This window comes from Bordetella ansorpii (genome assembly GCF_900078315.1).
Taxonomy (GTDB): domain Bacteria; phylum Pseudomonadota; class Gammaproteobacteria; order Burkholderiales; family Burkholderiaceae_B; genus Bordetella; species Bordetella ansorpii.
Genome location: NZ_FKBS01000014.1, coordinates 438,691 through 450,704, shown reverse-complemented (window position 1 = coordinate 450,704; position 12,014 = coordinate 438,691). Strand labels below are relative to the sequence as shown.

Genomic DNA, 12,014 nt, shown 5'->3' with positions numbered 1-12,014 from the left:
AATATCCCTCAGCGAGGAGACACAGCATGCACCGCAACGCGTTCAAATGGATCGTGGGCGCCACCTTGATGGCGGCCGCCGGCCTGGCCCAGGCCTGGCCCGACAAGCCCATCACGATGATCGTGCCCTTCCCGCCCGGCGGCGCCACGGATTCGGTGGCGCGCGCCATGGCCAACAAGATGGGTGAACAACTGAAGCAGACCGTCGTGGTCGAGAACAAGGCCGGCGCCACCGGCACCATCGGCGCCTCGCAGGTCGCCCGTGCCGCGCCGGACGGCTACACGCTGCTGGTCACCTCGCTGGCCCCGCTGGTCGTGGCCCCGCACCTGATGAAGCTGACCTACGACCCCGCGCAGGACTTCACCTACCTGACCGTCGCGGTGCAGACGCCCAACGTGCTGGTCGTCAGCCCCAGGATCGCCCCCACGGTGAACAACGTGCAGGACGTGCTGAAGCTGCTGAAGTCCAAGCCGGGCGAGTTCAGCTTCGCCAGCTCGGGCGCCGGCTCGTCCGATCATCTGACCGCCGAACTGTTCTGGCAGAAGACCGGCACCAAGGGCCTGCATGTGCCGTACAAGGGCGGCGCGCCGGCCATCCAGGATCTGCTGGGCAGCCAGGTCGACATGTCCTTCCAGAACCTCAACGCCGTGCTGCCGCACATCAAGGCCGGCAAGCTGAAGGCCCTGGCGGTCACCGGCGACAAACGCTCGCCCGTGCTGCCCGACGTGCCCACCTTCGCCGAGGCCGGCGTGTCCGGCCTGACCGTCTACGCCTGGCAGGCCGTCGTGGCGCCCAAGGGCATCCCGGCCGACGTGCAGGCGAAGCTGTCCGCCGCCCTGAACGCCGCCATCAAGGATCCCGCCGTCAGCAAGCCCTTCACCGACCTGGGCCTGGAAGTCGTGGCCAACTCGCCCGAGGCCTTCGCCAAGTTCCAGCAGCAGGAAAGCGCCCGCTGGAAAACCGTGATCCAGACTGGCAACATCTCGGTGCAGTAAGCGCCGTCACGCAGCAACCCGTCCGGCCATCTCGGCCGGGCACAACAGGCCTAGCCATCATGCCTCACTCCCAGCAGTCCTCCGCTCCCGTCGTCACGCAGATGCGCGTGGTGCCCGTCGCGGGCCACGACTCGATGCTGCTCAACCTGAGCGGCGCGCACGCCCCCTACTTCACGCGCAACCTGGTCATCCTGACGGACAGCGCCGGCAACACCGGCGTGGGCGAAGTGCCCGGCGGCGAGAAGATCCACACCACCCTGGAGGATGCGCGCGACCTCATCGTGGGCAGTTCCATCGGCAACTACAACCACACGCTGAACCGCATGCGGCAGACCTTCGCCGACCGCGACAGCGCCGGGCGCGGCCAGCAGACCTTCGACCTGCGCGTGGCGATCCACGCGGTCACGGCGGCGGAATCGGCGCTGCTGGACCTGCTGGGCAAGCACCTGGGCGTACCGGTGGCCGCGCTGCTGGGCGAAGGCGTGCAGCGCACCTCGGTGCAGATGCTGGGCTACCTGTTCTACGTGGGCGACCGCAAGCAGACCGACCTGGCCTATCAAAGCGCGCCCGATGCCGAAGACGACTGGCTGCGCCTGCGCCACGAGAAGGCGCTGACGCCGGAGGCCATCGTCAAGCTGGCCGAGGCCACCTACGAACGCTACGGCTTCGAAGACTTCAAGCTGAAAGGCGGCGCGTTGCGCGGCGAGGAAGAAGTCGAAGCCATCCGCGCGCTGCACGAGCGCTTTCCGCAGGCCCGCATCACGCTCGATCCCAACGGCGGCTGGCTGCTGAAGGACGCGGTGCGCCTGTGCCGCGACCTGCATGGCGTGATGGCCTATGCCGAGGATCCCTGCGGCGCCGAGGGCGTGTACTCGGGCCGCGAGGTGATGGCCGAGTTCCGCCGCGCCACCGGCCTGCCCACCGCCACCAACATGGTCGCCACCGACTGGCGCGAGATGGCCCACGCGCTGTCGCTGCAATCCGTGGACATCCCGCTGGCCGACCCGCATTTCTGGACCATGCAGGGTTCGGTGCGCGTGGCACAGACCTGCCAGGCCTTCGGCCTGACCTGGGGCTCGCACTCCAACAACCACTTCGACGTCTCGCTGGCCATGTTCACGCACGTGGGCGCGGCGGCCCCTGGCCGCGTCACCGCCATCGACACGCACTGGATCTGGCAGGACGGCCAGCACCTGACGCGCGATCCGCTGAAGATCCGCAACGGCCACATCGAACTGCCGCAGACCGGCGGCCTGGGCATCGAGCTGGACATGGACGCCGTCGAACGCGCCCATGCGCTGTACCAGCAGCACGGCCTGGGCGCGCGCGACGACGCGATCGCCATGCAGTACCTGATCCCGGGCTGGAAGTTCGACAACAAGCGGCCCTGCATGGTGCGCTGAGACACGAGGGCGGGCATCGCGGCGCGGCGCATCACTCTCCCAGGAACTCGAACCCCATCGTCCGGGCCTCGTAATACAGCCCGCCATCCTGCACGATCAGGAAATCCGCGCGGCGCGCGCCGTCGTTGTGATGCGAATGCGGCGCGCCTGCCGGCGTCACCAGCGTGGCCCAGTCCGACCACGGACAGTCCTGTCCGTCCACCCGCGACTTGCATTGTTCGCTGGCCACGATCAGCGTCAGCGCGGCAGAATTGTGCCGGTGCGGCGACTGCGCGCAGCCAGGCGGCAGCGTATTCATCGACAGCGTCAGCGCGGGCATCAGATTGCGCCGCTCCTGCATGGCCTCGCTGGAAAAAACGACCGCCAGTCCCGACGTGCCGGCGTCCGGCACCGTGCGATGAATGCGGTCGATCTCGGCGTCGATATCGTTCGCCTTGAAATGCACCGGACCATCTTCGGGCCGCGCGGCCCGCAGGCCATGATAGGCCAGCAAGGGCTCGTCGGTCACGCCCCACAGCACGGCGGCCCGCGCTTCGCAAGCCCGCCAACTTGCCGCGCCCGCGGGCAGGTAAAGCACGTCCCCGCGAGACCAGGTCATGGTTTCCGCGCCGGACTGCACGCTGCCGCTACCCTCGATCACATACCAGATCGCGCCGCTGGCCACGAAATCGGCATGCAGCGTGTCGCCCGCCCGGATACGCGCATAACGGGCCAGCATGAATGGCGTGGTGGCCGGCCAGGGGCTGCCCAGTTGTTCGCGCTGGTCGCACGGATAGAACCCCGTGGCGCCGTCGGCCGCCAGGGCCGCCGCCGCCGGATCGGCGAAGATGCGCGCCGGCACCGGATCCAGATGGATGTTGAACGCGTTGGCCGAATTGAAATAGCGCGCCCGTGCCTGGGCGCAGCCGGCGGGCGCGGCGGCCCGACCGGGCGGCAATGCCGCCATCGATCCCCAGCCCGTCGTTTGCGCGTCACTTCCAGAACACATAGCGCTTCTCCAACAGATTGACCACGCCGAAGAACACCAGGCTGATTGCCGAGGCCACGAAGATGGCGGCCCAGACCTGCACGAAGTCGATCTGCAGCACCGCCTGGAAAATCGTCCAGCCCAACCCGCCCGTCGCGCCCAGCATCTCGGTGACGATGGCCACGATCATCGCGCGCACCGTCGACACGCGCATGCCGGCCGCCGTCAGCGGAATGGCCGCGGGCAGCCGCAGGCGCCACAGGATGGCCGCGCGGTCCGCGCCGAAGCTGCGCATCAGGTTCACGGCACGCGGGTCCACGCGGTCCAGCCCGGCCAGGGCATGCAGGAAGACCGTGAAGCCCACGGCCAGCGCCACCATCACGATCTTGCTTTCCGGACCCATGCCGAACCACAGCAGGATCAGCGGCGCGTAGGCCACCACCGGCACCGAGTTCAGCGCCGTGGCCACGGGCAGCACGCTGCGGCGCACGGCGGGCATCATGGTCAGCACGATGGCCAGCAGCAGGCCAGCCAGCGAGCCGGAGAAGAAACCCACCACGGCTTCCATCACCGTGGTGCCGGCCGCGCCGAGCAGCATGCCGCGTTGCTCGACGATGGCCTGCAGGATGCGCGTCACGCTGGGCAGCACGTAGGCGGGCAGGTCCAGCCCTCGCGCAGCGCCCTCCCACAGCGCGGCCACGCCCAGCAATCCGATGACGGCGCGCCGCGTACCGCGGGAAGACCACTTCATCGGCGTCTTCATAGCTCGCTTCTCCAGAAAACGACTCTGTGCTCGACCCACGCCACCAGCCCGTAGAACGAGGTGCCCAGCAGACCCGCCATCAGGATCGCGGCCCACAGCGCCACGAAATTCTCGTTGTACATGGCTTGCAACAGCAGCACGCCCAACCCTGTGGTGTCGCCGAACCATTCTCCGGCGATCGCGCCCAACAGGCTCAGTGTGCAGGCCAGGCGCAGCGCCACGAAGATCTGCGGCAGTGCGGCCGGCAGCTCCAGACGCCACAGCAATTGCAGGCGCGTCGCGCCGAAACTGCGCAGCAGGTCGGCCTGGCGGCGGTCCACCGACTCCAGCCCGTTCAACGTGTTCACCGTGACCGGGAAGAAGGTCAGGTAGAACGCGATCAACGCCTTGGCCAGGATGGTATTGCCGAACCACAGCACCACCACCGCGCCGAACGCGATGACGGGAATGGTCTGCGAGATCACGAATAGCGGAAAGATCAGTTCGCGCAGCAGGCGCGAGCGATGGAACAGCACCCCGTTCACCACGCCCACCAGCGCGCCGGCCACATAGCCCAGCGCGGTTTCCGACAAGGTGCGCAGAAAGCCCGCCAGGTATGCATCCGGCAGCGAGACGATCGAATCCAGGATCACCGACAGGCGCGGCAGGTAATGGGGCGGCAACCCCGCCACCACCACCAGGCCCTCCCAGGCCACGGCGATGACGGCGAGGGTCATCACGCCGCGCAACAGCGCCGCGGCGGGTCCGGATCGAAGCGAGGCGCTCTTCATGCGCTGGCTCCCAGAGAGAAAGGAAGGATCACGGCAGGCGGTCCGCGGTGGGAATGGACTTCAGGAAGCTGGCGTCGAAAGCCTGCGTCACGTCCACCGGTTTGCTGACCACTTTGTTGGTGACCAGGAAGTCCTGCGCGGCGCGGATGGCGGCCGGATCGATCCAGAACAGCCCTTCCGTCCTGGCCTTGCCTTCGGTCATCAGGCGATAGGCCTCGGTCAACATGAATTCCTGATGCGTGCGGTCCAGCGTGGGCGCGACCTTCATCACGGCATCCACGGCGTCCTTCGGATGCTTCATCGCCTCGCGCCATCCGCGAATCGATGCGCGTAGAAAGCCCTTGACCAGCTCGGGCTGCTCTTTCGCGGTCTTCTGCGACACGATCAGCGTGTCGCGCGGGAACGTGATGCCGTAGTCCTCGGCCTTGAACAGCTGCAGCTTGTCCTCGCCCACGCGCTGGCGGATGGTGTAGAGCTCGTTGTACCAGGTGGCCGTCACCACATCGATGTCGCCGTTCACGAAGGGCGTGACGCTGACCTGCTGCGGCTGGATGTCCACCTTGGAACGATCCACGTGCTGGTTGGCCAGCATCCCGAACAGCACATAATTCGCGCCGGTGAACCATGCCGTCACCTTCTTGCCTTCGAAGTCCTTCAGCGTCTTGACCGGGCCGTCCTTGCGCGCCACGAAGACGAAAGGCGTCACCTGGTGCGCCACGCCGATCGACACGATGGGCATGCCCTTGTCGATGGCCGCCAGCACGCTGTCGGTGCCGCCGGACAGGCCGAAGGTATCCGCGCCCGTGGCCACCAGGTTCTCGGTCAGCAGGTTGGGGCCGCCGGGATTGATGGTCAGGTCGATGCCCTCTTCCTTGTAGTAACCCTGCTGCTGCGCGTAGTAGAAGCCCGCGAACTGCGTCTGCGGCAGCCACTTCAGGCGCAGCGTGGCCTTCACCATGTCCTTGGCCAGGGCAGACGCGGGCAGCGCCGCCATCGCGGCGCCGAAGGTGGCGGCCCAGGCCATCAAGGCCAGCAAGCGTCGTTTGTTCATGTCGGTTCCCCTTGTCGAATATTCAGTGCGTGGTGGGTGCTGCGTGGGATTCAGAACGGCCGCGTGCCAGCCACCGTGGTGCGGTGCATGACACGGCGATACTTGTTGTCGTCATAGGGCGTGGCGCAGTGCATGGTGCAGCGGTTGTCCCAGATGACCAGATCGCCCTGCTGCCAGCGGTGGCGGTACGTGAAGGCATCGCTGATGGCGTGCTTGTTCAACGTATCCAGCAGCGCCGCGCTTTCCTCGGGCGGCAGGTCGTCGATGTGCTTGATGATGTCCTCGCCCACGTACAGCGACAGGCGGCCCGTGGTGGGATGCGTGCGCACCACGGGATGCCGCACGTCGGGCGTGCGGGCCTTCTGCTCCTCGGAAAGCGGCGTGCGGTCGGCGAAGGCCTTGCCGTAGTAGCCCGCATACGAGTGCGTGGCGGTCATGTGGCGGATGCGCTGCTGCGTGGCGGGCGGCAACGCCTCGTAGGCCAGGTGCATGCTGGCGAACAGCGTGTCGGCGCCCTCCGGCGGCACTTCCACCGAATACAGCAGCGAGCCCATGCTGGGCTCGGCGACGTACGACAGGTCCGAATGCCAGTTCCAGCCTTCCTTGTGGTTGCCGATGGGCTTGCCGTTCTCGGACACGTTCGACAACACGTAGATCTCGGGCAGGCCGGTGGTCAGGAATTGCTTGAGCACGTGCGTCATCAGCGAGCCGAAGCGGCGGCTGACCTCCACATGGCGCGGGTTGCTCAGCTTCTGGCCACGCACCAGGATCAGCGAATGGCGGTCCAGGTCCTGCACCAGTTGGTCGATCGCCGCGTCGCTGGCGGGATCGGCGAGATCCAGATCCAGCACCTCGATGCCGAATCCGGGATGGAGGGAGCGCGTCTTGAGCATGTCTTTCACCTTCGTACTGTGTAGGGTTCGCGGATCGATACTGCTGCGGATTGCGTGATGCGGGGTGTTCAGGTGCTGTAGGAGGGATCGGCGCGGTCCAGCTGGCGCAGCAGCGCGGGCCATTCGCGTTCGCCGGCCACCAGGATGTCGCCCTTGTTCTCCCAGAACTGGCGGGCCGCCTTCTCGCTGACGTCATGGCTGGGCAGCACGATCGGACCCGCGCCGCCGGCCACGGCGGCCTGCATGGACAGCTGGATGCGCGCGGCGCGCTCGAAGTAGTACAGCAGCATGAAGGCCTCGCCCACGGTGCGGCCCAGCGTCAGCACGCCGTGATTGCGCATCAGCATCACGCGGTGCTCGCCCAGGTCGGCCACCAGGCGCGCCTGCTCGTCCATGTCGATGGCCACGCCCTCGTAGTCATGAAAGGCCTGGCGGCGATAGAAGCGCATGGCGAACTGCGACAGCGGCAGCAAGCCATCGCGCTGCGCCGACACCGCGATGCTGGCGTCGGAATGCGTATGCAGCACGCAGGCGGCGTCCTGCTTGCCCTGGTGGATGGCGCCGTGGATCACGAAGGCGGCGGCATTCACCTCGTAGGGACTGTCGCTGAGCTTGCGGCCCTGCAGGTCGATGCGCACCAGGCTCGATGCCGTGATCTCTTCGAACAGCAGGCCGTACGGATTGATCAGGAACTGGTCGTGCGTGCCCGGCACGCGCAACGAGATGTGGTTGTAGATCAGGTCGTCCAGCTTCAGGTTGGCCACCAGCCGGTAGCAGGCGGCCAGCGACACGCGGGCGTCCCATTCTTCCGGAGGCATCCCCGCAGGACACACGGACTCTTTCAAGGCGGCGTTCATCAATGGCCTCCCGCGTTGCCGCTGGCGCGGAACGACTTCATGCTTTCCTCCTCGATGGCGTCCAGCAGCACGCGCTTCAAGTCGATGAATTCCGCGGAGGTGACGATGTCGGCGCGGCGCGGGCGCGGCAGGTCCACCTTCTGCTCCAGCTTCACGCATCCGGGGCGCGCCGTCATCACCAGCACGCGGTCTCCCAGGAACAGGGCCTCGTCCACGTCGTGGGTGATGAAGAGGATGGTGCGGCGATGCTTCTGCCAAACGTCCAGCAGCCAGCGCTGCATCATGCTGCGGGTCAGCGCGTCCAGCGCGCCGAAAGGCTCGTCCAGCAGCATCAGGTCGCGCTTGAACATGAAGGTGCGCATCAGCGCGACACGCTGGCGCATGCCGCCCGACAGTTCGTGCGGATACTGGCTCTCGAAGCCGGCCAGGCCGAACTCGGGCAGCATGTCCAGCGCCATGCGGCGCGCATCCGAGCGGCGCGCGCCTTCCAGCTCGACGGCCAGGATGGCGTTGTCGATCACCGTGCGCCAGGGCAGCAGCAGGTCGCGCTGCGGCATGAACGACACCTTGCCCAGCAGGTCCGAGGCACGGCACGGCTTGCCCAGGAACTGGATGCTGCCGCCGGCATCAGGCTCTTCCAGGCCAGCCACGATGTTGAACAGCGTGCTCTTGCCGCAGCCGCTGGGGCCCACCACCGTGACGAACTCGCCCGGCGCAATATCCACGCCCAGGCCATTCAGGGCCTGCGTGGCGCCGAAGGTCTTGGAAATGCCGGACAGGCTGAGCAGCGAACCGCCCGGCACGCGCGCGGCGGCACCGGCCTGCGCCTGGGAGTCGGCCTTGCCGCCCACGGGCTGCACCGTGGCGGCGGAAGCGCCCGCCGCTTCCGCGGTGGCCAGGCGGGATGAAGCGAACATCATCGAATCTCCTTGCGCGACGAACGCGTGGCGGCGCGATGCCGGCATGCGTCCAGATCGTTGGAAAGCGTGGGAATCATGGCCGGCCTTCCAGGGTGGCAAGCTCGGCCAGGACGTCGGCCAGCACGCGGGCGCCCGCGTGCAGGTCGGCGGGTTCGGTGAACTCCGCCTCGTTGTGGGTGATGCCGTCGCGGCTCGGCACGAACAGCATGGCCGACGGACAAAGAGGATGCAGATAACGCGCATCGTGTCCGGCGGCGGAAATCAGGCCGAGCGACGGCAGGTCCAGACGCCGCGCGGCGGCCGTCAGGCGGTCGCGCAGGGCGCTGGGAAACGTCAGCGAATCGGCGGCGGACAGGCGTTCGACCTCGACCGCGCACGGCCCCGCCTGCGCCTGGCAGGTCGGCGCCACCAGGCTGGACAGGCGGCGCAGTTCTTCGCTGTCGGGGTGCCGCAGGTCGATCGAGAACACCACCTGGCTGGCCACCACCGACGGCGCACTGGGCGTGACGTCGAAGCGGCCCACGGTGAACTTCACGATGTCGGCGTCGTCGTGCAGCGCCTGCGCCAACGCCTGCACCATCGCGGTCGCCGACAGCAGCGCATCGCGGCGCTCGGCGCGGGTGGACGTACCGGCGTGCGACGCCTCGCCGCGCACGGTGACGCGGAAGGTGTGCTTGCCCTGGATGCCGCTGACGATGCCGATGGGGCAACCCTCGCGTTCCAACTCGGGACCTTGCTCGATGTGGGCTTCGACGTAGGCATACGGCACGCCCCCGAGCGACCGCTCGGGGATCCCGCGCAATGCGGCCGACGTGGCCGCCAGCGCAGTCTGCACGGACACGCCCTGCCTGTCCCGCACGGGCAGGACGTCGGCCAGCGCGCGTGCGCCGCCATACACGGCCGCGCCCATCATGCCGGGCGCGAAGCGCGAGCCTTCTTCGTTCATCCAGGCCACGATCTCGATGGGCCGCCGCGGCGCCACGCCGGCCAGTTGTATCGCCTGCACCGCTTCCAGCGCGGCGATCACGCCATAGACGCCGTCGTAGCGCCCGCCCGTCGGCTGGCTGTCCAGGTGCGACCCCGACAGCACCGGTGCGCCCTCACCCGCCTGCCAGCGCAGGAAGAAATTGCCGGCGGCGTCCCGCGAGGCCGACAGGCCCAGCTCCGCGCCCCATTGCGCCATCAGCGCCTGCGCCGCCGCGTCCTCGGCCGACAGAGCCGCGCGATCGACGCCGCCCGCCGCGGTGGCGCCGATACGGGCCATCGCCATCAGGCGGTTCATCAGGCGGTCCTGGCTGACCTGGGTGGAGGGCATCGTATTCATGGGCGTGACAACGTCATTCAAGGAGTCGGGCAATCACTGCGTCTTCATGATCTCGGCAGGCGCCGAGCGCGGATCGCGCGGCAACCACCTGCCCTGCTCCACCGTCGCCAGGAAATCGCCGACGAACTGGTTGAACAAGCCCGGCTCCTCGATGTTCAGCGTGTGGCCCGCCTTGGGCAGCACCAGCAGGCCGCTGGCCGGCACGGTGCGCTTGAGGAAGATGCCGGGCTGCAGGCAGTGATCGTCCTCGTCGCCCACGATCACCAGGGTCGGCACGGCCATCTGCTTGAGTTCTGCCTCCAGGTCATAGATCGACGGCCGGCGCGCCTGCACGCCGCGCATCGTCATCGCCGAGCCCGTGGCATCGTGCTGTCCCAGTTGCTCGGCAAACTCGGCCCACCCGCGCGGATCCTTCAACTGAAAGGCGATGCGCGAGGCCGCGGTGGAATAGATCTTCGAGAACGCGGGCGCGCCCAGGCTCTCGAACTTGTTGGCCACTTCCAGCGACACGTTGCGGAAGTAGTCCTCGTACTGCTTCTCGGCGCCGTACCCCGCGCCCGCCACCACCAGCGACAACGCGCGGTCCGGATGGCGCAGCCCGAAATGCAGCGCGGCGAAGCCGCCCATCGACAGGCCCACCACGTGCGCGCGTTCGATGCCCAGGCCGTCCAGCACGTCGGCCATGTCATTGACGGCGATCTGCTGCGAGTAGCTGTCCACGCTGGCCGGCACGTCCGATGGCAGGTAGCCGCGCGCGCTGTAGGTGATGCAGCGGTAGCGCCGCGCGAAATGGCGCATCTGCGGCTCCCAGCTGCGCCAGTCGCCGCCGAACTCGTGCACGAACAGGATGGGCGTGCCGCTGCCGCACGCTTCGTAATGCAGGCTGACGCCATCGCGGGTGGTAATGGAAGGCATGTGTGTCCTTGTCAGGGTGCGTCAGAACAGCGCGACCGGTTCCGGATGCTTGCGGGCGTGCTCCACCATGGCGGGCAGCAGCTCGCAGCAGCGGTCCGCCCAGGCTTCCGGCACGCTCAGGCTGATCTTCACGAAGCGCTCGCCGAAGCGCTTGGTGTGATAGGTACCCTGGCGGATCATCACGCCCTCGGTCTGATAGGCCGCCACCAGCGCCTCGGGCCGCACGCCGGCATTGCCCGTTTCCACGATCAGCAGGTTGGCCTGCGACGGATACACCGGCAGATGCAGGCCGTCGACGCGCGACACGGCCCCGGCCAGCGCCGCCTGGTTGCGGCGCAGGCGCTGCTTGATCTCGGGAAACCATTCCGCCTTGGTCTTCAGGCCGGCGATGGCCGCGCGCTGCGACAGCACGTTGCTGCCCAGGTTGTTGGGCGGCGCGCTGGCCAGGCGCTCGATGATGTCGGGGTTGGCGATCACCGCGCCCAGGCGCATGCCGGCCAGCCCCAGCCACTTCGAGAAGCTGTAGGTCATCACCGTCTTCTCGGGATAGAAGCGCCAGGCCGGCGTGAAGTCGTCGGCGAACTGCGAATACGTGGCGTCGTGGATCAGGTAGGCGCCCACCGAGCGCGCGATCTCGGCGATCTCGCGGATCTCGGCCTCGGTGTGGCAGGTGCCCAGCGGGTTGTTCGGATCCACCAGGTAGATCACGCCGGTGTCCGGGCCGACCGCCGCGCGCAACTGGTCGGCCGTCAGCTTGTAGTCCTGCGCCGCGTCATAGATGGGCAGTTCGACCACGTTGGCGCCCGCCTGCCGCGCGAACATCATCGGCCAGGCCCAACTGGGATCGGTGGTGACGAAGTCCTTTCCCGGCTCGCAAATGTTCCGGCACACGTTGTACAGGGCCTCGACCGCGCCGTCGGTGACGAAGGCGCAGGCATCCGGCACGCCTGCATCCCGCACGATCAGCTGGCGCAGTTCCTCGAAGCCGGCCGGCGGCGCGTAGGCGTGATAGTCGCCGCGCGTCAGCGCCTGCGTCACGGCCTCGATCACGCTGGGATGCGGGTCGAAGTGGTTGGTGTTCTGGCCCAGCCACATCAGGCCCGGCGTATTGCAGAGACGGTCGAAATAGGCGTTGCGTTGTTCGAAGCTGCGCATG

At 67.7% G+C, this 12,014-nt stretch carries 12 protein-coding genes; 2 read left to right on the top strand and 10 right to left on the bottom strand.

Features of this window, described 5'->3' with window-relative positions:
• Positions 1-26: 26 nt before the first annotated feature.
• Both A7W11_RS09725 and gudD read left to right on the top strand, forming a co-directional pair.
• Positions 27-995 (top strand): Bug family tripartite tricarboxylate transporter substrate binding protein, encoded by a 969-nt coding sequence (locus A7W11_RS09725; RefSeq protein ID WP_082887177.1) that lies wholly within the window; start codon positions 27-29, stop codon positions 993-995.
• 59 nt (positions 996-1,054) lie between these two features.
• A complete protein-coding gene (gudD, locus tag A7W11_RS09720) occupies positions 1,055-2,398 on the top strand; it encodes a glucarate dehydratase (protein WP_066410942.1) in 1,344 nt (447 codons plus the stop codon).
• Between the two features lie 31 nt (positions 2,399-2,429).
• Here the strand turns inward: gudD and A7W11_RS09715 are convergent, their stop codons facing one another.
• From A7W11_RS09715 to A7W11_RS09670, 10 genes are all read right to left on the bottom strand, one after another.
• On the bottom strand, positions 2,430-3,386 hold the full coding sequence (locus A7W11_RS09715) for a cupin domain-containing protein (RefSeq protein WP_156523039.1): 957 nt from the start codon (positions 3,384-3,386) through the stop codon (positions 2,430-2,432).
• Entirely contained in the window at positions 3,370-4,116 is a 747-nt protein-coding gene (locus A7W11_RS09710) for an ABC transporter permease (RefSeq protein ID WP_218188583.1), read from the bottom strand. The genes A7W11_RS09715 and A7W11_RS09710 overlap by 17 nt, the downstream gene beginning before the upstream one ends.
• A gap of 8 nt (positions 4,117-4,124) precedes the next feature.
• Positions 4,125-4,898 (bottom strand): ABC transporter permease, encoded by a 774-nt coding sequence (locus A7W11_RS09705; protein WP_066410933.1) that lies wholly within the window; start codon positions 4,896-4,898, stop codon positions 4,125-4,127.
• A 28-nt stretch (positions 4,899-4,926) separates the two neighbouring features.
• On the bottom strand, positions 4,927-5,949 hold the full coding sequence (locus tag A7W11_RS09700) for an ABC transporter substrate-binding protein (protein WP_066410929.1): 1,023 nt from the start codon (positions 5,947-5,949) through the stop codon (positions 4,927-4,929).
• A 50-nt stretch (positions 5,950-5,999) separates the two neighbouring features.
• Complete coding sequence (locus tag A7W11_RS09695; protein ID WP_066410926.1) at positions 6,000-6,842, bottom strand: TauD/TfdA dioxygenase family protein; 843 nt, start codon at positions 6,840-6,842, stop codon at positions 6,000-6,002.
• A 68-nt stretch (positions 6,843-6,910) separates the two neighbouring features.
• Positions 6,911-7,699 (bottom strand): class II aldolase/adducin family protein, encoded by a 789-nt coding sequence (locus tag A7W11_RS09690; RefSeq protein WP_082887176.1) that lies wholly within the window; start codon positions 7,697-7,699, stop codon positions 6,911-6,913.
• On the bottom strand, positions 7,699-8,619 hold the full coding sequence (locus tag A7W11_RS09685; RefSeq protein ID WP_235816836.1) for an ABC transporter ATP-binding protein: 921 nt from the start codon (positions 8,617-8,619) through the stop codon (positions 7,699-7,701). Before A7W11_RS09685 ends, A7W11_RS09690 begins: the two co-directional genes overlap by 1 nt.
• A 73-nt stretch (positions 8,620-8,692) precedes the next feature.
• A complete protein-coding gene (locus A7W11_RS09680) occupies positions 8,693-9,943 on the bottom strand; it encodes a hydantoinase/carbamoylase family amidase (protein ID WP_066410918.1) in 1,251 nt (416 codons plus the stop codon).
• Positions 9,944-9,976: 33 nt separating this feature from the next.
• On the bottom strand, positions 9,977-10,858 hold the full coding sequence (locus tag A7W11_RS09675) for an alpha/beta fold hydrolase (protein WP_066410915.1): 882 nt from the start codon (positions 10,856-10,858) through the stop codon (positions 9,977-9,979).
• Positions 10,859-10,879: 21 nt separating this feature from the next.
• Positions 10,880-12,013, bottom strand: coding sequence for a pyridoxal phosphate-dependent aminotransferase (locus A7W11_RS09670; protein ID WP_066410913.1), 1,134 nt, complete (start codon positions 12,011-12,013; stop codon positions 10,880-10,882).
• Position 12,014 lies beyond the last annotated feature (1 nt).